At 41.7% G+C, this 24,814-nt stretch carries 16 protein-coding genes, 3 tRNA genes and 3 rRNA genes; 17 read left to right on the top strand and 5 right to left on the bottom strand.

The window, feature by feature from the left end:
• Positions 1–84: 84 nt before the first annotated feature.
• The 5 genes from dapB (at position 85) to trxA (ending at position 6,976) form a co-directional block, all read left to right on the top strand.
• The gene (dapB, locus tag J9318_RS11695; RefSeq protein ID WP_210560091.1) at positions 85–909 is read left to right on the top strand and encodes a 4-hydroxy-tetrahydrodipicolinate reductase; all 825 of its coding nucleotides are present in this window, start codon (positions 85–87) and stop codon (positions 907–909) included.
• A 192-nt stretch (positions 910–1,101) separates the two neighbouring features.
• Complete coding sequence (gene carA, locus J9318_RS11690; protein WP_210560090.1) at positions 1,102–2,238, top strand: glutamine-hydrolyzing carbamoyl-phosphate synthase small subunit; 1,137 nt, start codon at positions 1,102–1,104, stop codon at positions 2,236–2,238.
• A 27-nt stretch (positions 2,239–2,265) separates the two neighbouring features.
• The gene (gene carB / locus J9318_RS11685) at positions 2,266–5,484 is read left to right on the top strand and encodes a carbamoyl-phosphate synthase large subunit (RefSeq protein ID WP_210560089.1); all 3,219 of its coding nucleotides are present in this window, start codon (positions 2,266–2,268) and stop codon (positions 5,482–5,484) included.
• Between the two features lie 2 nt (positions 5,485–5,486).
• Positions 5,487–5,966: a transcription elongation factor GreA gene (gene greA / locus J9318_RS11680; protein WP_210560088.1), complete on the top strand. Its 480-nt coding sequence runs from the start codon at positions 5,487–5,489 to the stop codon at positions 5,964–5,966.
• Between the two features lie 161 nt (positions 5,967–6,127).
• Entirely contained in the window at positions 6,128–6,976 is an 849-nt protein-coding gene (gene trxA, locus J9318_RS11675; protein WP_210560087.1) for a thioredoxin, read from the top strand.
• 31 nt (positions 6,977–7,007) lie between these two features.
• Here the strand turns inward: trxA and J9318_RS11670 are convergent, their stop codons facing one another.
• The gene (locus tag J9318_RS11670; protein ID WP_210560086.1) at positions 7,008–8,339 is read right to left on the bottom strand and encodes an NAD(P)/FAD-dependent oxidoreductase; all 1,332 of its coding nucleotides are present in this window, start codon (positions 8,337–8,339) and stop codon (positions 7,008–7,010) included.
• On the bottom strand, positions 8,339–8,905 hold the full coding sequence (locus J9318_RS11665; protein ID WP_210560085.1) for a GNAT family N-acetyltransferase: 567 nt from the start codon (positions 8,903–8,905) through the stop codon (positions 8,339–8,341). The genes J9318_RS11670 and J9318_RS11665 overlap by 1 nt, the downstream gene beginning before the upstream one ends.
• A gap of 670 nt (positions 8,906–9,575) precedes the next feature.
• On the opposite strand from J9318_RS11665, the gene J9318_RS11660 reads away from it, so the two are divergent.
• The 5 genes from J9318_RS11660 (at position 9,576) to rrf (ending at position 14,833) form a co-directional block, all read left to right on the top strand.
• Positions 9,576–11,109 (top strand): 16S ribosomal RNA (locus tag J9318_RS11660).
• Positions 11,110–11,217: 108 nt separating this feature from the next.
• Positions 11,218–11,294, top strand: a tRNA-Ile gene (locus J9318_RS11655).
• A 44-nt stretch (positions 11,295–11,338) separates the two neighbouring features.
• A tRNA-Ala gene (locus J9318_RS11650) sits at positions 11,339–11,414 on the top strand.
• 301 nt (positions 11,415–11,715) lie between these two features.
• Positions 11,716–14,596: ribosomal RNA gene (locus J9318_RS11645) — 23S ribosomal RNA — on the top strand.
• A 122-nt stretch (positions 14,597–14,718) separates the two neighbouring features.
• Positions 14,719–14,833: ribosomal RNA gene (gene rrf / locus J9318_RS11640) — 5S ribosomal RNA — on the top strand.
• Together the 16S, 23S and 5S rRNA genes with 2 tRNA genes alongside form the textbook arrangement of a ribosomal RNA operon.
• Positions 14,834–15,230: 397 nt before the next feature.
• On the opposite strand, the gene J9318_RS11635 is transcribed toward rrf, so the two are convergent.
• The 3 genes from J9318_RS11635 to yhbY form a co-directional block, all read right to left on the bottom strand.
• Positions 15,231–16,532 carry a GAF domain-containing sensor histidine kinase gene (locus J9318_RS11635; protein WP_244731657.1) on the bottom strand — a complete coding sequence of 434 codons (1,302 nt, stop codon included), beginning with the start codon at positions 16,530–16,532 and terminating at the stop codon, positions 15,231–15,233.
• A gap of 1 nt (position 16,533) precedes the next feature.
• The gene (locus tag J9318_RS11630; RefSeq protein WP_210560084.1) at positions 16,534–18,075 is read right to left on the bottom strand and encodes an HD domain-containing phosphohydrolase; all 1,542 of its coding nucleotides are present in this window, start codon (positions 18,073–18,075) and stop codon (positions 16,534–16,536) included.
• A gap of 217 nt (positions 18,076–18,292) precedes the next feature.
• Positions 18,293–18,592, bottom strand: coding sequence for a ribosome assembly RNA-binding protein YhbY (gene yhbY, locus J9318_RS11625; protein WP_210560083.1), 300 nt, complete (start codon positions 18,590–18,592; stop codon positions 18,293–18,295).
• Positions 18,593–18,678: 86 nt separating this feature from the next.
• On the opposite strand from yhbY, the gene rlmE reads away from it, so the two are divergent.
• The 7 genes from rlmE (at position 18,679) to J9318_RS11590 (ending at position 24,805) form a co-directional block, all read left to right on the top strand.
• Positions 18,679–19,308 carry a 23S rRNA (uridine(2552)-2'-O)-methyltransferase RlmE gene (gene rlmE / locus J9318_RS11620; RefSeq protein ID WP_210560082.1) on the top strand — a complete coding sequence of 210 codons (630 nt, stop codon included), beginning with the start codon at positions 18,679–18,681 and terminating at the stop codon, positions 19,306–19,308.
• A gap of 43 nt (positions 19,309–19,351) precedes the next feature.
• The gene (gene ftsH, locus J9318_RS11615) at positions 19,352–21,280 is read left to right on the top strand and encodes an ATP-dependent zinc metalloprotease FtsH (protein ID WP_280518176.1); all 1,929 of its coding nucleotides are present in this window, start codon (positions 19,352–19,354) and stop codon (positions 21,278–21,280) included.
• Positions 21,281–21,363: 83 nt separating this feature from the next.
• A complete protein-coding gene (folP, locus tag J9318_RS11610) occupies positions 21,364–22,188 on the top strand; it encodes a dihydropteroate synthase (RefSeq protein ID WP_210560080.1) in 825 nt (274 codons plus the stop codon).
• Positions 22,178–23,515, top strand: coding sequence for a phosphoglucosamine mutase (glmM, locus tag J9318_RS11605; protein ID WP_210560079.1), 1,338 nt, complete (start codon positions 22,178–22,180; stop codon positions 23,513–23,515). The genes folP and glmM overlap by 11 nt, the downstream gene beginning before the upstream one ends.
• A gap of 67 nt (positions 23,516–23,582) precedes the next feature.
• Positions 23,583–24,320 (top strand): triose-phosphate isomerase, encoded by a 738-nt coding sequence (gene tpiA, locus J9318_RS11600; RefSeq protein ID WP_210560078.1) that lies wholly within the window; start codon positions 23,583–23,585, stop codon positions 24,318–24,320.
• Positions 24,321–24,329: 9 nt separating this feature from the next.
• Positions 24,330–24,698, top strand: coding sequence for a preprotein translocase subunit SecG (gene secG / locus J9318_RS11595; RefSeq protein WP_210560077.1), 369 nt, complete (start codon positions 24,330–24,332; stop codon positions 24,696–24,698).
• A gap of 20 nt (positions 24,699–24,718) precedes the next feature.
• Positions 24,719–24,805 (top strand) — tRNA-Leu (locus J9318_RS11590).
• The last annotated feature ends 9 nt before the right edge of the window (positions 24,806–24,814 follow it).

Below are 24,814 nucleotides of genomic sequence, written 5' to 3'. Positions count from 1 at the left end.
TTTTATTTGAATATGTTTTATTTAAGTTTGAATGGTTTACTGTATTATTTAGTGAAGCAATAAAGCAGTTTTAGAGAATTGATAATGACTAAAGTCGGTATTTTTGGCGTAAACGGCCGAATGGGTAGAAAGCTAGTTGAAGCAACGTTAGAGTTTGACAATGTATCCATTGGTGCAGCGACGGTTCGTGAAGGTTCTAGTTTAATAAACACGGATGTGGGTGAGTTAGTTGGTCGCGAACAATATGGTGTGACGATTAATACAGAGAGTGATTATAGTGCAGAGAAAGATCAAAACCAATCCAAGTGTAGCCTTGTATGGATTGATTTCACTTTGCCAGAAGCACTAGAAGCGCATGTTGAAATGTGTCGTCGCAATAACAGTAACATGGTTATTGGAGTTACGGGTTTAAGTGACGAGCAAAAAACGCTTTTGGAAAACGCTGCACAAGACATTGCGATAGTTTACGCTACCAACTTTAGCACGGGCGTAAATTTAATGAACAGTTTACTTCGTACTGCGGCTAAAACGATGGGTACATATGCAGACATTGAGATTACTGAGTCTCATCACAGGTTTAAAAAAGATGCGCCTTCCGGCACAGCAATAACAATGGGTGAGTTTATCTCGGAAGGGTTAGGTGTAAATCTATCCGATGTTGCTGAATATGACAGAAACCACATTGTAGGTGAGAGAAAAGCGGGTAGCATCGGGTTTTCAAGTCTTAGAGCTGGCGATATAGTTGGCGAGCATACGGCTTTATTTGCTGATATAGGAGAAAGGCTTGAAATTACCCATAAAGCAACCGACCGACTTACGTTTGCAAAAGGGGCGGTAAGGGCTGCCGCTTGGTTGGGTGATAAACGAAAAGGCTTGTTTGATATGCAGGATGTGCTTGGATTTAAGTAAATAAGTTTAGGTTAATAGTATCTAAAGGTCTTATTTTAGATAAGACCGCTATTTTTACAGTTTATAACTTTTTTTCTAGCCTAAACACGATCTCTTAGCTACAATAACCGGAATTTGCCTAATGTTTTTAAGGCTAAGGTTAACCGATAGCAGAAATACCCCGTTTCTGCTCATTAATGCTAGGAGGTTATCTTGACTCAACCCGCGCTATTAGTTCTGGAAGACGGAACTATATTCCGAGGAACCGCCATCGGTGCAGAAGGTATTTCTGTTGGAGAAGTAGTCTTTAATACTTCAATGACAGGATATCAAGAAATTATCACCGACCCCTCATACGCAGAACAAATCATCACCCTCACTTATCCCCACATCGGCAATTACGGCACCAACTCTGAAGACGAAGAAAATGACACTATCTGGGCAAAAGGCCTAGTTATTCGTGATCTTCCTTTATTGGCAAGTAATTTTCGAAGTGAACAGGATTTAAGCTCGTACCTAAAAGCAAAAAATGTTGTTGCTATAGCGGATATTGATACGCGAAAGTTAACACGGATTTTGCGTGATAAAGGTGCACAAAGAGGTTGTATTGTTACTGTTAATGAATTTAACGAGCAAGAGCAAGAAAAGGCATTAGAAGCAGCACAAGCTTTCCCTGGTTTAAAAGGAATGGATTTGGCGAAAGTGGTTTCTTGTAAAGAGTCATTTTTGTGGACGTCGCAAAGTTGGCAGCTAGGTAAAGGCTTTTCTGAATTAGAAAATCCAAAGTTCCATGTTGTTGCTTATGACTACGGTGTTAAAAGAAATATCCTTCGTATGTTAGCTGACCGTGGTTGTAAATTAACGGTTGTGCCTGCACAAACATCTGCTGCAGAAGTATTAGCGTTAAAACCAGACGGTATATTCCTCTCTAATGGACCTGGTGATCCAGAGCCATGTGATTACGCAATCACAGCAATTAAAGAGTTTTTAACAACCGACATTCCTATTTTCGGAATCTGTTTAGGTCACCAGCTATTAGCTTTAGCGAGTGGGGCTCAAACAGAAAAAATGAAATTTGGTCATCACGGTGGTAACCATCCAGTTCAAGATCTATCGAATAAGAAAGTAATGATCACAGCTCAAAACCATGGTTTTGCAGTTAAAGAAAGTTCGCTACCAAACAATTTAGTAGCAACGCATAAGTCATTATTTGATGGAACGCTACAAGGCATAAAACGAACGGACAAGCCTGCATTTAGTTTCCAAGGCCATCCTGAAGCGAGCCCTGGTCCACATGATGCCGCGCCGTTATTCGATCATTTCATTGAATTAATGAACGAACGTAACTAATTTCACCGAATTTAAGAGACTTACACTATGCCTAAACGTTCCGACTTAAAAAGTATCTTATTATTGGGTGCGGGCCCAATAGTTATTGGTCAAGCTTGTGAATTTGACTATTCAGGTGCGCAAGCCTGTAAAGCATTAAAAGAAGAAGGCTATCGAGTTATCCTGGTAAACTCGAATCCTGCGACTATTATGACCGACCCTGAAATGGCAGATGCAACTTATATCGAGCCGATTCACTGGGAAGTTGTAGAAAAAATTATAGAAAAAGAACGTCCGGATGCGGTACTACCAACAATGGGAGGCCAAACAGCACTGAACTGTGCGTTAGATTTGGAAAAGCATGGCGTACTTGAAAAGTATAATGTTGAAATGATTGGTGCATCTGCCGACGCAATTGACAAGGCAGAAGATCGCAGTCGTTTTGACAAGGCAATGAAAAAGATTGGCTTGGAATGCCCAAGAGCAGAAACATGTAACACGTTAGACGGTGCTTATGATGTTCTAAGTCGAATTGGTTTTCCTTGTATTATTCGTCCTTCATTTACGATGGGTGGAAGCGGCGGCGGTATCGCTTACAACAAAGAAGAGTTTGACGAAATCTGTCGACGTGGTTTGGATTTATCACCAACCAGCGAGCTGTTAATCGATGAGTCTTTGATTGGCTGGAAAGAATATGAAATGGAAGTGGTTCGCGACAAGAATGACAACTGTATCATTATTTGTTCAATCGAAAACTTCGATGCTATGGGTGTTCATACAGGTGACTCTATTACCGTAGCTCCAGCACAAACATTAACCGACAAAGAATTCCAAATCATGCGAAACGCGTCTTGCGCGGTTTTACGTGAAATTGGTGTTGAAACGGGTGGTTCAAACGTACAGTTTGGGGTTAATCCAGTTGATGGCCGTATGGTTATCATCGAAATGAATCCACGAGTTTCACGTTCTTCAGCTTTAGCATCAAAAGCGACCGGTTTCCCAATCGCAAAAATTGCCGCTAAGTTAGCGGTAGGTTATACGTTAGATGAATTAAGCAATGACATTACCGGCGGTGCAACTCCGGCATCATTTGAACCGACTATTGACTACGTTGTTACAAAAATCCCTCGTTTTAACTTCGAGAAGTTTGCTGGTGCTGACGATAGATTAACAACTCAAATGAAGTCGGTTGGTGAAGTAATGGCAATTGGCCGTAACCAACAAGAATCACTTCAAAAAGCATTACGTGGACTAGAAGTTGGCGTATCAGGCTTTGATCCAATTATTGATTTATCAAGTGAAGACGCCCACGAGAGAATAATTCGTGAGTTGAAAGAGCCAGGTGCTGAACGTATTTGGTACATTGGCGATGCGTTCAGGCATGGTATGGACTTAGAAGCGGTATTTAAGCTAACTAATGTTGACCCATGGTTCTTAGTTCAAATTGAAGACTTGATAAAACAAGAGCAGTTAGTTGCTGAACGTGGATTTGCGGGTCTAGATGAGCATTTCCTTCGCTCGTTAAAGCGCAAAGGTTTTGCTGATAAACGTATTGCTGATGTTTTAGCGGTAAGTGAATCAGAAATCCGTAAAAAACGTCAAGCGTTTGGAATATTGCCTGTTTACAAACGTGTTGATACTTGTGCTGCTGAGTTTAGTTCAGATACTGCTTATATGTATTCAAGCTATGATGACGAATGTGAGTCTTTACCGTCAGATAAAGACAAAATCATGGTAATTGGCGGTGGCCCTAACCGTATAGGTCAAGGTATAGAGTTTGATTATTGTTGTGTTCATGCATCGCTTGCACTACGCGAAGATGGTTACGAGACAATCATGGTTAACTGTAACCCTGAAACTGTTTCTACAGATTATGACACATCAGACCGCCTATATTTTGAACCGATTACGCTCGAAGATGTGCTAGAGATTGTTCGAGTTGAAAAACCCAAAGGCGTTATTGTTCAGTACGGTGGTCAAACACCACTAAAACTGGCTCGTGAGCTTGAAGCTAATGGAGTGCCAATTATTGGTACTTCTCCAGATGCAATTGACCGTGCTGAAGACCGTGAGCGTTTTCAACAAATGGTTGAACGTTTAGACTTGTTACAACCTGAAAACTCTACAGTAACTTCAGTTGAGCAAGCGATTAGTAAATCAAAAGAAATCGGCTTCCCACTCGTTGTTCGTCCATCATATGTTTTAGGCGGCCGTGCAATGGAAATCGTTTATGATGAAAATGACTTGCGTCGTTACATGACAGAAGCGGTATCTGTGTCCAATGAAGCGCCAGTTTTATTAGACCGTTTCTTAGATGATGCCATTGAAGTCGACGTTGATGCGATTTGTGACGGCAAAGATGTTGTGATTGCAGGTATCATGGAGCATATTGAACAAGCCGGTGTTCACTCAGGTGACTCAGCATGTTCATTGCCTGCATACTCTTTATCTAACGAAATTCAAGACGTAATGCGTAAGCAAGTTCGTGATATGGCACTGGAGCTAGGCGTTATTGGTCTGATGAATACGCAGTTTGCTGTTAAAGATGGTGAAGTCTATTTAATCGAAGTTAACCCTCGTGCAGCTCGTACCGTTCCATTTGTTTCAAAGGCAACGGGCATGGCGGTTGCTAAGATTGCTGCACGCGTAATGGCTGGCCAAAGTTTAGCGTCCCAAGGCGTTACCAAAGAAATTATTCCACCGTATTACTCTGTGAAAGAAGTTGTTATTCCATTTAACAAGTTCCATGGTGTAGATCCTATGCGAGGCCCTGAAATGAGGTCTACGGGTGAAGTAATGGGTGTAGGTAATACTTTCGAAGAAGCCTATGCAAAAGCCCAACTTGGTGCGAGTATTGAATTAGCACGTGATGGTAGAGCATTGATTTCAGTTCGCGATACGGATAAAGTGCGTGTAATCGATTTAGCTAGAAAGCTAATTGAAGCTGGCTTTGAGCTAGACGCAACACGTGGTTCGCATAAAGTGCTAACTGAAGCAGGGATTTCTTGTCGTAAAGTAAACAAAGTTTACGAAGGCCGACCTCATATTCTAGACCGTATTAAAAATGGCGAATATAGCTATATCATTAATACCGTTGAAGGTCGCCAAGCAATTGAAGACTCTAAAGTGTTACGTCGTGGTGCATTGCGCTATAAGGCGAATTATACAACTACATTAAATGCAGCGTTTGCTACCTGTTTAGCAAATACAGCGGATGATCGTGGTACAGTAGATTCAGTACAAAACTTACATAAGAGAATTCAATAATTATGAGTACTCAGGTTCCAATGACAGTGAAAGGCGCAGAAGCCCTTCGCGAGGAATTACATGAACTTAAGACAGTAGTTCGTCCTCGAATAGTGGCTGATATAGCATCAGCTCGCGAGCACGGAGACTTAAAAGAGAATGCTGAATATCATGCAGCGCGTGAACAACAAGGTTTTTGTGAAGGTAGAATTCAAGAAATTGAAGCAAAACTATCTAATGTACAAATTATCGATGTAACGAAAATGACTAATACCGGTAAGGTAATATTCGGCACTACCGTTACTATCGTTAATTGTGACACGGATGCAGAAACAACGTATCACATTGTTGGTGAAGATGAAGCTGACATAAAGCTAGGTAAAATTTCAATTGGCTCACCTATCGCTAGGGGATTGATTGGAAAAAGCCTTGATGATGTTGTCACAATAAAAGCTCCAGCAGGAAATGTGGAGTTTGAAATTATTGAAGTTCAATATATCTAAACTTTTTTATATGTCTTTTTATATTATTTAGACAGATATTAGGCCAGTGCTTATCACTGGCCTTTTTTATAGTTTAATTTACCTAAAAACTACTTTTCACCTTGATATTGGTATCTTCAGACCAATATTTTAATAAACGAATAAAACGAGTTTCATGTCTTATGTCTTCAAATATTTTTAATCTAACCGCTAATAATCTTCAGACAGATTTATTGGAGCCATCAAAAAATACGCTTTTTATAATCGACTTTTGGGCCGACTGGTGCGAGCCATGCAAACAGCTAATGCCGGTATTAGAAAAAATAGCGAGTGAACTAGTGGGGCAAGTAGTTCTAGCAAAGGTTAATTGTGATGAACAACAAGAGTTAGCCATGCAGTTTGGTATTAAAAGTTTACCGACCGTTATGCTATTTAAAGATGGTCAACCGATAGATGGTTTTGCTGGAGTACAAAGCGAATCAGAAATAAGAGCGTTATTAGATAAACATTTGCCTAAACCAGAGCATGCGTTATTTGAACAGGCAATAGCGGCGCATCAAAGTGGTGACAAGCTGGCTGCTTATCCGTTAATTAAACAGGCCATCGAATTTGATAGTGAGAATAAAGACTTTAAAATACTGTTGGCAGACATTTGTGTCGATTTAGGAAAAATGGAAGAAGCGAAACAGTTATTATCTTTGTTTAAACTAGTAGATCAGAATGCCCAATACCATCATGTTGTCGCGAAGCTGGAATTGGCTGAACAAGCAGCCGACACTCAAGAGATCCAAGCTCTACAAAATAGTTTAGAAGAAAGTCCTGAAGATTTAACGATTATGTGTCAACTAGCCATTGCCTACCATAGTGTGAAAAGACATGACGACGCATTAGCGCTATTGTTGAAGGTACTTAAAAAAGATCTTGGTTTTGCAGACGCAAAAAAAACCTATCTGGACATTATAGCTAGCTTGCCTGAGGGAGATGAATTGGCGACCAAATATCGCCGCCAACTATACACATTACTTTACTAGCTATACTAGTTTGGGTGCATTAAAGGCTAAGCTATTGCGCCCAATCTTTAAACCTACCATATTGATAGTAAAATCGTTGTCCCAACCGCCGTAAAGGAGCAAAGGGGAATGTGGGTAGTTCTGTAATAAGTGGCGAGCTAACATTGTGTTCGCAAATTAAATCCGAAAGCTGTTTACCTGCCCAAGCGCTAAACGAAACGCCAGAGCCACAATAGCCAGTAGCGTAAAATATATTGTCATTAGTTTTAAATATGTGTGGCATTTGATCAAAAGCAACTGAAATCCAACCGCTCCATGCATAATCAGTCGTAACACTATTTAGCCCAGGGAAACTGGCTTTCAATTCATTTAAAAGCCTAGTTTTATATTTGGGGTTTAATGAAGCTTTACCAGTAATGGCACTTCTTCCGCCAAATAAAATTCTATTATCAGGTAGTAGACGGTAGTAATACTTTAACTCTCGAGTATCCATCATAACTTGATGAGTTTTAAAATTACTTTGCTGAAGCTCTGTTTTAGTTAGAGGTCTAGTAACGATCACACTAGTTAATACTGGCAGTATTTTACCATTTATCGGAGAGTTCAAAGCTTTTGGAGTATATCCGTTTGTGGCAATAACAAGTTTTTGTGAACGAATGACACCATTTGGAGTGATAACTTGATGCAAGCCTTTATCTGTTTTTGTGATCTCTAATGCGGGAGAGTTTGAATAAACTTTTACTCCAAGCTCCGAAGCTAAGTGTGCATAATGGTTTATTAATTTTAGAGGGTTTATACCGAAGCCATTTTTATAGCGAATTGCACCATATACTTGCTCGTGATTAACATAGTTGTTATTAAAATGTTCTCTATCAATAACTTCTACATCGTAATCAAAGTTATTTTTTAAATAATCAGCACTATTTATAAGTTTATTAAACCACGCCTTGCTGTGTGCAAGTTTTAGATAACCCGTCTCTGTTCGATCGGCTTGGTTCGATAAGTTAGCTATTCTTCGTTCAACAAGGGAGATAGCTGACATATATTGCTCATGCAAATTAGAAGTTTCTGCTTTACCGAAGCGCTGTACTAACTCTTGATAACTTAATCTACCACTACCTGGTAATACAAAACCGGCATTTCGGCTACTGCAACCCCACCCAATGTGATTAGCGTCTATTACTGTTATATTTGAAATACCTGATTGAGCTAGTTCTATAGCGCAACTTAAACCTGTATATCCAGCACCAATTATTGTTACATCGGTGTTTAGGTCGCTTTTTACTTCATTTGTATTAATTGCTTGTGCAGTAGTTTGCCAGTAAGACTCTGTCGACGGCTGATGAGATGGAATTAACTTATCTACAAAGGGGTCGTACATCATTACTTAAAGACCAAAATCATTTCAGATGCATCACAGTAACAATCTTTGCCACATAGAATACAAATATAATCTGGAATAGTGGGGTCTTGATTCCATCTGCGCGCATGAGTCTTTATTAATTGTCCGCCAGCCTTGGTAAAGTACTTAAACGAAGCATTACCAGGACTTTGCATCCAGATATGGCTCAATCCAGCTTTTGCACCCATCTGTTTCAAAGTCGTTATAGAGGTTTTTAATAATTGACCACCTAAACCTTGACCTTGATAATCTGGATGTATTGTATTGCATTTGAAATAAGCGACCGAGTCTTTTTGTACCGGCCATTCATCGGGGGTACACCATTTATCAAGAGGCCACTTGCCTGGCGCATAAGATAACCTAAATCCGATAAGGCGCTCTTTATCGTACATTACATAGCTAGCGTTATAACCGTTAGACTGACTTTGTTCTAAAATCTTTGATATTGCAGAATCATCCAAGTATCCATCACCATGGACTTTATTACCCAGCTCGATAACGTTATTAAAATCTTCAGGGCTTAGATGTTTAACTAAATACTTGCTCAACTTATCTCTCCATCATAAAGACAAACATAAATAGACCTCTTAATAATAAGGAGGCTAGTTATATATCCGTTTATGTTAATTAAGGTTATTGTACTTTATTAAAAAGTTTTCATCTTTAATAACTAACAAAAATTAAAAACTACGATCTAAAGAAAAATAAAAATAAGGTCCTTCATCAAGTTTATTATCAGTTTTTTACTAGTTATTGATGCATTCTTGTCCCATTTGTATGATTGTTGTTCACTCAAACGTTTTTTAGCAAATTTAATTAAAAAAGTGCTTGCGCTCTTTTATAAATTCTCTAAAATGCCGCCTCGTTGTCAGGGAGACATCAAACGGCTTGAAACGTTAAGTAAAGGTGGTTTGATTTGACTCAAAACGGTTTAGAAAACTTCTTCAACATAATGAAAAAGATTTGATAAAAACGTTGACAACAAATTAGGGAAGTGTAGAATGCGCATCCCGGTTGAGACAGGTCTCGACCAAGAGCAGAAAGGCTCTGAACGTTCTTTAACAATTTGTAATTAATTATTTGTGTGGGCACTCCGATGAGTAGTAACAAAACACACTAAGGTTCTTCTTCGGAAGGTAGCTTAGTACTTGTAACTATCAATTGAGTGTCTGAGCGAAATTTATTTGAACAGAATTCAATGGGTAGCGATTAAACTTTTAAGTGAAGAGTTTGATCATGGCTCAGATTGAACGCTGGCGGCAGGCCTAACACATGCAAGTCGAACGGTAACATTTCTAGCTTGCTAGAAGATGACGAGTGGCGGACGGGTGAGTAATGCTTGGGAATTTGCCTTTAGGTGGGGGACAACAGTTGGAAACGACTGCTAATACCGCATGATAGCTACGGCTCAAAGGGGGCTTCGGCTCCCGCCTTTAGAGAAGCCCAAGTGGGATTAGGTAGTTGGTGAGGTAAAGGCTCACCAAGCCGACGATCCCTAGCTGGTCTGAGAGGATGATCAGCCACACTGGAACTGAGACACGGTCCAGACTCCTACGGGAGGCAGCAGTGGGGAATATTGCACAATGGGCGAAAGCCTGATGCAGCCATGCCGCGTGTGTGAAGAAGGCCTTCGGGTTGTAAAGCACTTTCAGCGAGGAGGAAAGCTTAGTCGTTAATACCGGCTAGGTGTGACGTTACTCGCAGAAGAAGCACCGGCTAACTCCGTGCCAGCAGCCGCGGTAATACGGAGGGTGCGAGCGTTAATCGGAATTACTGGGCGTAAAGCGTACGCAGGCGGCCATTTAAGTCAGATGTGAAAGCCCCGGGCTCAACCTGGGAACTGCATTTGAAACTGGATGGCTAGAGTGCGACAGAGGGTGGTAGAATTTCAGGTGTAGCGGTGAAATGCGTAGAGATCTGAAGGAATACCAATGGCGAAGGCAGCCACCTGGGTCGACACTGACGCTCATGTACGAAAGCGTGGGTAGCAAACAGGATTAGATACCCTGGTAGTCCACGCCGTAAACGATGTCTACTAGCAGTTTGACTCTTAAGAGTTGTCTTGCGCAGCTAACGCATTAAGTAGACCGCCTGGGGAGTACGGCCGCAAGGTTAAAACTCAAATGAATTGACGGGGGCCCGCACAAGCGGTGGAGCATGTGGTTTAATTCGATGCAACGCGAAGAACCTTACCATCTCTTGACATCCATAGAATTTAGCAGAGACGCTTTAGTGCCTTCGGGAACTATGAGACAGGTGCTGCATGGCTGTCGTCAGCTCGTGTTGTGAAATGTTGGGTTAAGTCCCGCAACGAGCGCAACCCTTATCCTTAGTTGCCAGCACGTAATGGTGGGAACTCTAAGGAGACTGCCGGTGACAAACCGGAGGAAGGTGGGGACGACGTCAAGTCATCATGGCCCTTACGAGATGGGCTACACACGTGCTACAATGGCAAGTACAAAGGGTTGCGAACTCGCGAGAGTAAGCGGATCCCATAAAGCTTGTCGTAGTCCGGATTGGAGTCTGCAACTCGACTCCATGAAGTCGGAATCGCTAGTAATCGTGGATCAGAATGCCACGGTGAATACGTTCCCGGGCCTTGTACACACCGCCCGTCACACCATGGGAGTGGGCTGCAAAAGAAGTAGGTAGCTTAACCTTCGGGAGGGCGCTTACCACTTTGTGGTTCATGACTGGGGTGAAGTCGTAACAAGGTAGCCGTAGGGGAACCTGCGGCTGGATCACCTCCTTATAAACGAAGTTACACCTTCAGAGTGTTCACACAAATAATTAATTACGAATAATGAGCGAGAAAGCTGCAAGCTGTTAGCTGCATTCGAGAGTTTGTAGCATAAACGATAGGCCTGTAGCTCAGCTGGTTAGAGCGCACCCCTGATAAGGGTGAGGTCGGCAGTTCAAGTCTGCCCAGGCCTACCAAATCTTCGATTTGGACCAACGTTTTAATGACGTGACTTCAGTATGGGGCTATAGCTCAGCTGGGAGAGCGCTTGATTTGCATTCAAGAGGTCCGCGGTTCGATCCCGCGTAGCTCCACCATACTGACACTCAGTTTCTCGATTCAAAACCCTAAACCATACACATTGTAGTGAGTGTGCATCGTTTAGAGTTTTTTATAAACTCATGCTCTTTAACAATTTGGAAAGCTGATAAAAAAATAAGGTAAACATTATTGTTTATTTATTTGTTATTCAACAACTAAAAAAATAATTTTGATTATCACTGTAAGAGAAAACTCAAGCGTTATTTATGTCAGGTTCTTGGTCTTATACAAACCAAGTAACCAATAAATATGACACATAAACTGCGACTGAATTTGCGAGAGCATTTAAGGTTGTATGGTTAAGTGAATAAGCGTATACGGTGGATGCCTTGGCAATTGGAGGCGATGAAGGACGTGTTAATCTGCGATAAGTCTGGTTAAGGTGATAAAAACCGTTATAAACCAGAATTTCCGAATGGGGAAACCCACCCTTTTTAGGGTATCGTATAGTGAATACATAGCTATGCGAAGCGAACCCGGAGAACTGAAACATCTAAGTACCCGGAGGAAAAGAAATCAACCGAGATTTCCTAAGTAGCGGCGAGCGAACGGGAAACAGCCGAATCAGCATGGTTTAGTGGAATGCTCTGGAAAGTGCAACGATAGTGGGTGATAGTCCCGTACACGACAAGCCATGTTGGACATATTAAGTAGGTCGGGGCACGAGAAACCTTGACTGAAGATAGGGGGACCATCCTCTAAGGCTAAATACTCCCAATTGACCGATAGTGAACCAGTACCGTGAGGGAAAGGCGAAAAGAACCCCTGTGAGGGGAGTGAAATAGAACCTGAAACCGTATACGTACAAGCAGTAGGAGCAGACTTGTTCTGTGACTGCGTACCTTTTGTATAATGGGTCAACGACTTATATTTTGTAGCAAGGTTAACCGAATAGGGGAGCCGTAGGGAAACCGAGTCTTAACTGGGCGAATAAGTTGCAAGGTATAGACCCGAAACCCGGTGATCTAGCCATGGGCAGGTTGAAGGTTGAGTAACATCAACTGGAGGACCGAACCCACTAACGTTGAAAAGTTAGGGGATGACCTGTGGCTAGGAGTGAAAGGCTAATCAAACCGGGAGATAGCTGGTTCTCCCCGAAATCTATTTAGGTAGAGCCTCGGACGAATACTTACGGGGGTAGAGCACTGTTTGGGCTAGGGGGCCATCCCGGCTTACCAACCCCATGCAAACTCCGAATACCGTAAAGTAATATCCGGGAGACACACGGCGGGTGCTAACGTTCGTCGTGGAGAGGGAAACAACCCAGACCGCCAGCTAAGGTCCCAAAGTTTATGCTAAGTGGGAAACGATGTGGGAAGGCTTAGACAGCTAGGAGGTTGGCTTAGAAGCAGCCACCCTTTAAAGAAAGCGTAATAGCTCACTAGTCGAGTCGGCCTGCGCGGAAGATGTAACGGGGCTAAGCATAACACCGAAGCTGCGGTAGCGTAATTTATTACGCTAGGTAGGGGAGCGTTCTGTAAGTGGCTGAAGGTGCATTGAGAAGTGTGCTGGACATATCAGAAGTGCGAATGTTGACATGAGTAACGATAATGGGGGTGAAAAACCCCCACGCCGAAAGACCAAGGGTTCCTATCCCATGCTAATCAGGGTAGGGTAAGTCGGCCCCTAAGGCGAGGCAGAAATGCGTAGTCGATGGGAAACAGATTAATATTTCTGTACTTTTAATCATTGCGATGGGGGGACGGAGAAGGCTAGGTGAGCACGGCGATGGTTGTCCGTGTGAAAGTATGTAGGTAGGCTGCTTAGGTAAATCCGGGCGGCTAATACTGAGATACGAGACGAGTCACTAAGGTGATGAAGTCATTGATGCCATACTTCCAGGAAAAGCCTCTAAGCTTCAGATGATTAAGAACCGTACCCCAAACCGACACAGGTGGTCAGGTAGAGAATACTAAGGCGCTTGAGAGAACTCGGGTGAAGGAACTAGGCAAAATGGTACCGTAACTTCGGGAGAAGGTACGCCCACATTAGGTGAAGATACTTGCTATCGGAGCTGAAGTGGGTCGCAGTGACCTGGTGGCTGCAACTGTTTATTAAAAACACAGCACTCTGCTAAATCGAAAGATGACGTATAGGGTGTGACACCTGCCCGGTGCCGGAAGGTTAATTGATTGGGTTATCCTCGGAGAAGCTCATGATCGAAGCCCCGGTAAACGGCGGCCGTAACTATAACGGTCCTAAGGTAGCGAAATTCCTTGTCGGGTAAGTTCCGACCTGCACGAATGGTGTAATGATGGCCACGCTGTCTCCACCCGAGACTCAGTGAAATTGAAATCGCAGTGAAGATGCTGTGTACCCGCGGCTAGACGGAAAGACCCCGTGAACCTTTACTACAGCTTGACACTGAACATTGAGCCTACATGTGTAGGATAGGTGGGAGGCTATGAAACTTGGACGCCAGTTCAGGTGGAGCCATCCTTGAAATACCACCCTTGTATGTTTGATGTTCTAACATTGGCCCCTTATCGGGGTTGTGGACAGTGTCTGGTGGGTAGTTTGACTGGGGCGGTCTCCTCCCAAAGAGTAACGGAGGAGCACGAAGGTTTGCTAAGTACGGTCGGACATCGTACGGTTAGTGTAATGGTAGAAGCAAGCTTAACTGCGAGACAGACACGTCGAGCAGGTACGAAAGTAGGTCATAGTGATCCGGTGGCTCTGTATGGAAGGGCCATCGCTCAACGGATAAAAGGTACTCCGGGGATAACAGGCTGATACCGCCCAAGAGTTCATATCGACGGCGGTGTTTGGCACCTCGATGTCGGCTCATCACATCCTGGGGCTGAAGTCGGTCCCAAGGGTATGGCTGTTCGCCATTTAAAGTGGTACGCGAGCTGGGTTTAGAACGTCGTGAGACAGTTCGGTCCCTATCTGCCGTGGGCGTTGGATGATTGAGAGGGGCTGCTCCTAGTACGAGAGGACCGGAGTGGACGAACCGCTGGTGTTCGGGTTGTCATGCCAATGGCATTGCCCGGTAGCTACGTTCGGAATCGATAACCGCTGAAAGCATCTAAGCGGGAAGCGAGCCTCGAGATGAGTCATCCCTGACAGTTTAACTGTCCTAAAGGGTCGTTGAAGACTACAACGTTGATAGGTAAGGTGTGGAAGTGCTGTGAGGCATTAAGCTAACTTATACTAATTGCCCGTGAGGCTTAACCATACAACGCTTAAGTGTTCTTGAGCACTGATGGTCAAAATTATTTGGTTGAATATCCAGCTTTCTGATTGTTAAGACAATTTACGTAAGCGGTGTTTTTATAACATCGATTACAAACAGCTTTGCCTGGTGGCAATAGCGCTGTGGACCCACCTGACTCCATTTCGAACTCAGAAGTGAAACGCAGCTGCGGCGATGGTAGTGTAGCATTTGCTATGCGAGAGTAGCTCACCGCCAGGCTCCCATACTAACCCCTTGCACTATGTGCGAGGGGGTTTTTATTGCCTCCAATTTATACCCAACCATCACGGCTCGCTACTTCGTCGCTCTCGGCAACTGCTCCTGCGTTGCTCTAACTCCTGCATCCATGCAGTCGACACGCCAGGCTCCCATACTAACCCCTTGCACTATGTGCGAGGGGTTTTTTATTGCCTCCAATTTATACCCAACCATCACGGCTCGCTACTTCGTCGCTCTCGGCAACTGCTCCTGCGTTGCTCTAACTCCTGCATCCATGCAGTCGACACGCCAGGCTCCCATACTAACCCCTTGCACTATGTGCGAGGGGGTTTTTATTGCCTCCGATTTATACCCAACCATTACGGCTCGCTACTTCGTCGCTCTCGGCAACTGTGTCCTAGCTTGGGAAAGTAATAGTGAATTGAGTTCCTTTAGCTTTATGACTTTCGAGTACAACATTTCCGTGTAATGACGTTGCTACTATATTAAAGATAATATGGCCTCCTAAACCACTTCCGCCACTTCCTCGTTTTGTTGTGTAAAAAGGCTCAAAGAATTTCTTTTTTTGTTCTTTATTCATTCCTTTGCCATTATCACTGTATATAAACTCGAGGTTGCCTTTCTTCTTAGATACTTTTATTTCTATTGTTCCACTTTCTATATCTTCAAAACCATGGATTAGAGAGTTTGTAATAAGATTTGTAAATAGCTGAGATATTGCACCAGGGTGTGTAAGACTTTCGATGTCGTCTGCGCAATCAATGACTATTTTATGTTTTGTCTTTCGGATAATTGGGTGCAGGGAATGAATAATTTCATCAAGATAGGTCTTGATGTTAATAACTCGTTTGCTTTCAGATGATTGGTCTACAGCAATTTGTTTAAAGCTAGAAATTAACGTGGCGGCACGATTTACGTTACTTTTTATGATTTCACAAGTCTCCCCTACGTCGTCAACAAAATTATTAAATTGTTTTTCGGTAACCGTACCCGCATCGACTGCCATTCTGAATCTAACATGTTCCTCTAGTAAGTTTGAAATACCTGTAACGCAGACACCTAAAGGTGTATTAATTTCATGTGCAACTCCCGCGACTAAACCTCCGAGTGATGCCATTTTGTCTTTCTGAAGAATTTCGGCTCTTAAAAGCTTTTCTTCTTCTACAATTTTTTTCTGCTTAACTAAAATATTTATATTTGAGCCAACAAAGGTTAATACTTCTAAGTCGCGCTCTGAATAAACGTACTCAGATGTGTAACTTTGCACAATAATCAAACCAATAACCGTTCCATCGTCAACAATAGGAACGCCTATCCAGCTTTTACACATAGTGCCGTAGATACGATCGATCTCTCCTTTGTTTTGTAGCTCAATTATTTGTTGTTCATTTAATCTAGTCGGAGCTTGCCTTTTTATTGCGTATGCGGATAACCCTCTTCCAATATCTATTTTTTTGCCATAAAACTTATTACCGTCTTTTTCATCTAAAAAATAAGTAATATTCATAATATGAGACTCTAAATCAATTTCAGCAATCGCAATATTTTTAGCAAATACCACTTCACTTATGATCGCATGTAATTTTTTATATAATTCAGATAATTTATATTGCTCTGTAATTAATGCAGATATTTTAATTAAAGCATGAATTATTTGTTTATCAGAAACTGAATATGGAATCGTATCTATTGTCTCCACTTTAAGTTCCTTCTATCTCAGTTAGACTTTCGTTCGCGGTAATAAGCTCATCAATGCATTCAAAAAATGCATCAACGACAATCGGATCAAAGTGCTTTCCTTTTTGATTTTCTATTAACTCTAATACGTCATCTACAGTCCAGGCTGGTTTATAGCAACGTTTATGTAGTAACGCATCGAAAACATCGGCAACAGCTACTATTCTTGAGAATATATGAATTTCGTCGCCTTTTAAGCCTAGTGGATACCCACTACCGTCATATTTTTCATGATGTTGATAAGCGATAGTTGCCGCTGCGTTTATAATGGGAAGGTCTGATCCTCCTAGTATCTCAAAACCAATATGAGCATGCTGTTTCATTATTTCGAATTCAGATACTTCCAATTTACCGGGTTTTAATAAAATACTATCGGGCGTGGCTATTTTACCTATGTCATGCATAGGGGTTGCTAACTCTAAAATCTCACAATCATAACTTGGTAACCCTAATCGTTTAGCTATGATCCCTGAAAATAATGACATTCTTCGTATGTGATTACCTGATTCTTTTGATCTAGATTCTACTGCATTGCCTAGTCTATTTATAACTTCTGCTTGTGTCCGCTGAACCTCACTTTTCATCATTAGGTTATCAAAAGCAATCCCCGCACTTCTGCAAAACATCTGAAGCAATTGAATATCTAATTCTTCAATATGATCAATATCAACACCTTTAAGATAAATTAAGCTTTCTTGTGTGGATAATGAAGGTAGGTAGGCTATGAATATATCATCTTCAAAAACTGACTCTTTAAGCTTTATAGCAGTATTCATTAAGCGCTTTACAACATCATCTAGGTGTTTATCGACATTCGTTCCTATTTGCGTAATGACTTTATAGTCATTGTTATCATAAATAGTGCCGCCAGCATTCGTTATTTTGATTAATGCACCTTGCTGCTCAAATCTCAAAATAGACAACACTTGCTGTAGGAGACCTTGAAAAAAGCTAGTTAACTTCTGCTCTTCCATTACGTGTGCTGTAGCTTCAATTACTTTCTTTAGTCCTTCTTTAAACAATTCTTCATGTTGTCTTGAACTTTCTATTTCAATCAGATCTCTATATCCCCTTAGGGCACAAGTAACAGCAGTAAACAGCCGTCGTCTATCTAACTCTGTTTTTTGTTTATAATCATTAATGTCATAGTCCATTATCACCTGTTCTTCAGGTGCTTGTCCTGGCTGACCTGTTCGTAAAATAATTCGAGTTAAATTATTTTTTTGTTGTAGGCGTAACCATTTTACAAACTGAAGTCCGGCGTCGTCTGTTTCCATTACTACATCTAAAAATATTAAGCCGATTTGTGCGTGGGTAGACATAATGTCTTTCGCTTCTTTGGCACTATAAGCACTAATAAATTCGATTTCCTTACCTTCAAATGTATATCGTTTTAATGCTAGCTTGGTAATGGAATGAATATCCGGCTCGTCGTCAACAATTAAAACCTTCCAAAAGCCTGATGAGTCATTAGAGCCGAACGTATTTAAAAAACTTAAGGTCATAATACCTCTTTAATTTAGACTAAGGTTCTTTAAATATAGACCTATTTTCTGAACGAGGTACGCGAATATTGTATTAAAATTCGAAACTAAAATTGGTATTAATAGAAATAAGAAAGAAGTTTGTGGAATAGAGTAAAGGACTATAAATGGGCATAAAAAAACCGGTAGTTTAGATTTCTACCGGCTTTGAGTGCTACAAGCTTGATTTATTCAGGCATTACTTTGCTTTAGGAAGCACGATTTTTGGCTCTTTAGCTTGCTTGTATAATACTAAGGTTTTACCTATTAGCTGCACCTTAACGGCTTTGCTCTCACGAACAATAGCATCTACATATAAGTTCAACTCTTCACGATCTTCAGCTGGTACTTTTACCTTAATAAGTTCGTGAATTTCTAACGAGTTTTCTATTTCAGCTAAAACACCTTCAGTGAAACCGTTAGCACCAAGTTGAACAACAGGCTTTAGTGAATGAGCTTCACCACGTAAAAATTGGATTTGTTTATTAGTTAATTTCATCTAGTCTCAAATTTAACAATGATAATTACTTGAATTAACGATATTCTACCCCACCTTAAGCTTATTACCAATTTATAAACATACTTATGGCAAAAGATAAACGTTCGGCTAGCAGTAAACGCTGGTTAGAAGAGCACGTAAACGACAAGTACGTAAAAGAAGCCAATAAACGTGGTCTGCGATCACGTGCCTACTTCAAAATAGAAGAGCTTCAAAAAAAAGACAAGTTGATGAAGCCTGGTGATACAGTGGTGGATTTAGGTGCAGCACCTGGAGGTTGGTCCCAATATGCGGCCGACTTTATAGGTGACTCAGGAACTTTAATTGCTTGTGACATTTTGCCTATGGACCCGATAGTAGGCGTTGACTTTTTACAAGGCGATTTTAGAGAAGAAAGTGTTCTAAATGCATTACTTGAACGTATTGATGGACGAACTGTAGATCTTGTAATGTCAGACATGGCGCCTAACTTGAGTGGTAACGATGCAATTGATCAGTCTGGATCTATGTATCTTGTTGAGCTGGCGTTAGATATGTGTAACCAAGTATTAGGTAAAGACGGAAAGTTTGTGGTTAAAGTTTTTCAAGGTGAAGGTTTTGATCAGTTTGTCAAAGATGTTCGAGCTGCATTTAAAACCGTGAAAGTTAGAAAACCGGATTCGTCCCGAGCAAGGTCTCGAGAGGTGTACGTAGTAGCGACAGGTTACAAACTGTAGTAATCTTCAATTAATTAATTAATAACAGGAAGAGGTTATTCCTTTGAGTGATATGGCTAAAAATTTAATAATTTGGTTAGTAGTTGCCGTCGCATTGATGTCAGTGTTTAACAACATTACACCGAGCGAGTCTGCTGGGGGCGCCGAAAACTACACCCAATTCATAAAGGATGTTCGTCAAGGGCAAATTCGTGAAGTAAAAATATCAGATCGTCAAATAAAAGGCATAAAGCGTAGCGGAGAAAAATTCGAAACGTTAATCCCAACGGCTTATGACAAAGACTTGCTGAACGACCTTATTGAAAACGACGTTCGAATCATTGGCGTGCCGCCAGAAGAGCCATCCCTGTTTACTTCAATATTGATCTCTTGGTTCCCAATGCTACTTTTGATCGGCGTTTGGATATTCTTCATGCGACAAATGCAAGGCGGCGGTGGCAAAGGTGCTATGTCGTTTGGTAAAAGTAAAGCCCGCTTAATGGGTGAAGATCAGATCAAAACAACATTTAAAGACGTTGCTGGTTGTGATGAAGCCAAAGAAGAAGTTCAAGAGTTGGTCGACTATTTAAAAGACCCATCTAAGTTCCAAAAATTAGGCGGAAAGATACCAAAAGGCGTCTTAATGGTAGGTCAGCCTGGTACAGGTAAAACATTGCTAGCTAAAGCCGTTGCCGGTGAAGCGAAAGTACCATTTTTTGCTATATCTGGTTCTGATTTTGTCGAGATGTTTGTTGGTGTCGGTGCATCTCGCGTGCGAGATATGTTTGAGCAAGCTAAAAAAGCTGCGCCGTGTATTATATTCATTGATGAGATCGATGCTGTTGGTCGTCAACGTGGCGCTGGTATGGGCGGTGGTCATGATGAAAGAGAGCAAACGCTTAACCAGATGCTTGTTGAAATGGATGGTTTTGAAGGCAACGAGGGGATAATCGTTATTGCGGCAACTAACCGGCCTGACGTATTAGATCCGGCGTTACTGCGCCCAGGGCGATTTGACCGTCAAGTTGTTGTTGGTTTACCAGATGTACGTGGCCGTGAACAAATCTTAAATGTTCATATGCGTAAGGTTCCACTTGGTAATGATGTTGAACCTGCATTAATAGCCCGAGGAACACCTGGTTTTTCTGGTGCAGACTTAGCTAACTTAGTCAACGAAGCTGCTTTGTTCGCAGCGCGAAGCAATAAACGCTTAGTTGATATGACCGACTTTGAAAAAGCCAAAGACAAAATCATGATGGGCGCTGAACGTAAAACCATGGTTATGGATGATGCAGAAAAAGAAATGACTGCATATCACGAAGCCGGCCATGCAATTGTTGGTCGTATGGTTCCAGAACATGACCCAGTTTATAAAGTGAGTATTATTCCTCGTGGACGTGCGCTAGGTGTGACGATGTACTTGCCTGAAAAGGATCGTTTTAGTCATTCTAAACAACACCTTGAGAGTAATATTTCTAGCCTTTACGGTGGTCGCCTCGCTGAGCAAATTATTTACGGAGATGAGAAAGTATCTACCGGTGCGTCAAATGATATTGAGAGAGCGACAGATTTAGCGTCAAAAATGGTTACACAATGGGGCCTATCGGATAAATTAGGACCGTTGCTGTATGCAGAAGAAGAAGGTGAAATATTCATGGGCAGAAGCTCAGCGAAACATAAGAATATTTCAGACGAAACCGCTCGCCTAATTGACAAAGAAGTGCGTGCGATAATTGATAAGAATTATGATAGAGCGCGTCAAATTCTTCTTGATAACATGGATATTCTGCACTCGATGAAAGATGCATTAATGAAGTATGAAACCATTGATGCGAAACAAATCGATGACCTAATGGCCCGTAGAGAAGTACGTGAGCCAGCTGGTTGGAGTGATAAAGGCGACAAGCCAAGTAACTCAGATGAAACGAAATCGGAAGACAAAAAGTCTGAAGATGGTGCGTCATCCAACACTGAGCAACCAAAAGACGCTTAAGTTAGTTCTAGTTTGAAAAGGCTCCTTTAAGGGGCCTTTTTTGATTTATTGGTATGTAAACAATCTATTTAGAGACCAGAATTATGTCAGTATTAGACGTAACTTCAAGCCCCGTCATTATGGGCGTGTTAAATGTGACACCAGATTCTTTTTCAGATGGTGGGCGTTTTAATTCAATTGATACAGCCGTTAAGCAAGCCGAACAAATGTTAATGGCAGGCGCAGGCATAATAGATATTGGTGGCGAATCTACCCGACCAGGCGCACCAAAAGTTGATGTTCAAACTGAACTTGCTCGAGTTATACCCGTCATAAAAAAGCTCAAGTCTGAATTCAATTGTAAAATTTCGTTAGATACCTCAAAAGCAGAGGTAATGTCAGAAGGTTTAACGGCAGGCATTGACGTTATTAATGACGTTTGCGCTCTCAGTCAGCCCGGCACTATGGAGGTAGTAGCACAATCGGATGTTCCAATTTGTCTAATGCATATGCAGGGTACGCCACAAACTATGCAAAACAAGCCCACATATCGAGACTTGATCTCGGACATAAAAATATTCTTTGATGAAAAAATCACAGAATGTGGCGATGCGGGTATTGAAAAGAGCAGGTTATGGCTTGATCCTGGCTTCGGTTTTGGTAAAACATTAGCCGATAATTATCAGCTTCTAAATGATCTTGATCAATTTGTTACATATAAATTGCCCATACTGGCAGGTTTATCAAGAAAATCCATGATTGGTAATTTATTAAATGTAGAAACAAATGATAGAATGTTGGGAAGCGTAATCGCTGCCACATTAGCCCTGACAAAAGGCGCTAATGTTCTTCGAGTTCACGACGTTGCAGAAACTCAACAGGCAGTAACTATATACAATGCAATGAGCAAAGGAATTATTGATGAGTAAAAAGTATTTCGGTACAGACGGTATTCGAGGCTTAGTAGGTCAAGGCGCAATCACTCCAGAGTTTGCGTTAAAATTAGGCTGGGCTGCAGGCAAAGTTTTTGCTAGCAACGGTAATCGAAAAGTACTCATTGGGAAGGACACCCGTATTTCAGGTTATATGTTAGAAACCGCCTTAGAATCTGGACTAATTGCTGCTGGTGTCGACGTTGGTTTGTTAGGCCCTATGCCAACGCCTGCTATCTCTTATTTAACTCAAACATTCCGCGCAGATGCGGGGATTGTTATTAGTGCATCACATAACCCTTATTACGATAACGGAATAAAGTTTTTCTCAGCAGAGGGAACTAAATTACCGGACGACGTAGAGCATGAAATTGAAAGCATGTTAGAGCAACCTTTAACGTGCGTTGAGTCGGAAAAATTAGGTAAAGCATTCAGAATAAATGATGCTGCTGGCCGCTACATAGAATTCTGTAAAAGCCGCTTCTCAGAAGATTCATTAAAAGGCATGAAAGTAGTTGTCGATACAGCCAATGGTGCAACCTATCATATTGCACCGAATGTATTTAGAGAACTTGGCGCAGAAGTAATTTCGATCTTTGCCGAGCCGAACGGATTAAATATTAACGATCATTGTGGTGCAACTCATACAGATGCCTTAAGACAAGCTGTAATCCAGCATAACGCTGACGTTGGCATTGCATTAGATGGTGATGGTGACCGACTTATCATGGTTGATGAGAACGGTATTGAAGTTGATGGCGACGAACTTGTATTCATCCTCGCCCGTCAGGCTTTGAAAAAAGGCGAATTAAAAGGTGGTGTTGTTGGTACGTTGATGTCTAATTTAGGTTTAGAAGTCGCGCTTAAAAACTTAAGTATTCCTTTTAAACGCGCTAATGTCGGCGACAGATACGTTATGCAATTGCTCAAAGAAAATGGTTGGACTATTGGTGGAGAATCGTCTGGTCATGTCATTAATTTAGATCATATCCCAACGGGCGATGGCACAATCTCAGCAGTGCAAATATTGGCGGCGATTGTTGACACCGGCATGACATTGTCAGAACTAAAGTCTGGTATGGAAAAATACCCACAAAAACTAATCAATGTTCGAACTGGCTTAAACAAATACCCATTAGAAGTTGAAGAAGTTAAACTAGCAATACAAGCTGCTGAGGTGGAATTAGGCGATGAAGGTCGTATATTAATTCGTAAATCTGGTACCGAGCCGTTAATAAGAGTTATGACCGAAGGTAAAGATGCGAAATTAATAAAAGAAGTTGCGCAAAAAGTCGCCGAAAAAGTCGCCGCTCATGCAGAATAACGAATCCATTACTTGTACTTTTGGCGCAGTTTGTTAATATCTCGCCGCTTAAATAAAGGAGAGGCTAATGGCCATTCGATTACCGCTTGTTGTGGCGAATTGGAAGCTTAATGGCGACCGCCAATTGTTAACAGATATGGTTAGCAGTATCCAACAACTAGATGCTGATAGTGTAGAAACAGTAATATGTCCTCCGTTTGTCTATCTTTCTGAAGATACACAAGGCGTTAAAAAAGGCGCTCAAACGATTTCGGTTCATGACTCTGGTGCTTACACCGGCGAAATTTCTGGAAGAATGTTGAGGGATGTTGGCTGTCAGTATGTTATTGTAGGTCACTCAGAGCGTCGCTCCTTATTTGGTGAGACAAATGATGTCGTTGCGAAGAAAGTTTTAGCAACACTTGCTGCCGGACTTATACCAATTATTTGTGTTGGTGAAACAGACGAGCAAAGAGAAAATGGTGAAACAACAGCCGTTATAACTGAACAAGTTAAATCAGCTATTGACGCATTACCAAATTACTCTGATAGTGTTGTTTTTGCTTATGAGCCTGTATGGGCGATAGGCACAGGTAAAACCGCCAGTGGCGAACAGGCTGAAGAAGTTCACGCAATGATTCGTAAAACATTAGCGGGATATAGCCAAGAATTAGCAGACTTAACGCGCATTTTATATGGTGGTAGCGTTAAGGCAGAAAATAGTGAAGAATTGTTTTCCAAGGAAAACATCGACGGCGGCCTCATTGGTGGCGCGAGTTTAGATGTGGAAGCGTTCACAAACATTTGTAAAAACGCAGTAGCTTAAGGTAAAAGCATGTACGAGATTTTAATAGTAGTATACTTGATCATAGCGATCGCTCTAGTTGGATTAATTTTAATTCAACAAGGTAAAGGCGCTGATATGGGTGCATCATTCGGTGCCGGTGCGTCAGCAACATTATTTGGTTCAAGCGGTTCTGGTAACTTCTTAACAAAAACCACAACATTTTTAGCGACAGCATTTTTTATCCTAAGTATCTTCTTAGGAAGCATGACAGCAAATTCTGTTAAGCAAGAAGATGAGTTTAGTGACCTTTCTGTGCCTACAGAAACAGCTCCAGCTGCACAGTCAGAATTACCTTCAGAAATTCCTGTCGGTGATGCGCCTAAAACAGACGGTTCGGACGAAGTTCCTGTAAACTAACTGTAACGCATAATGATTTAGCGGTTGTGCTGAAATTGGTAGACAGGCAGCGTTGAGGTCGCTGTGTTCGAAAGGACGTGAGGGTTCAAGTCCCTCCAACCGCACCATTATTAGGT

Source organism: Psychrosphaera aestuarii (genome assembly GCF_017948405.1).
Lineage (GTDB): Bacteria > Pseudomonadota > Gammaproteobacteria > Enterobacterales > Alteromonadaceae > Psychrosphaera > Psychrosphaera aestuarii.
Note: the sequence above shows the minus strand (reverse complement) of the source record. Positions and strands in the feature narration are given on the sequence as shown.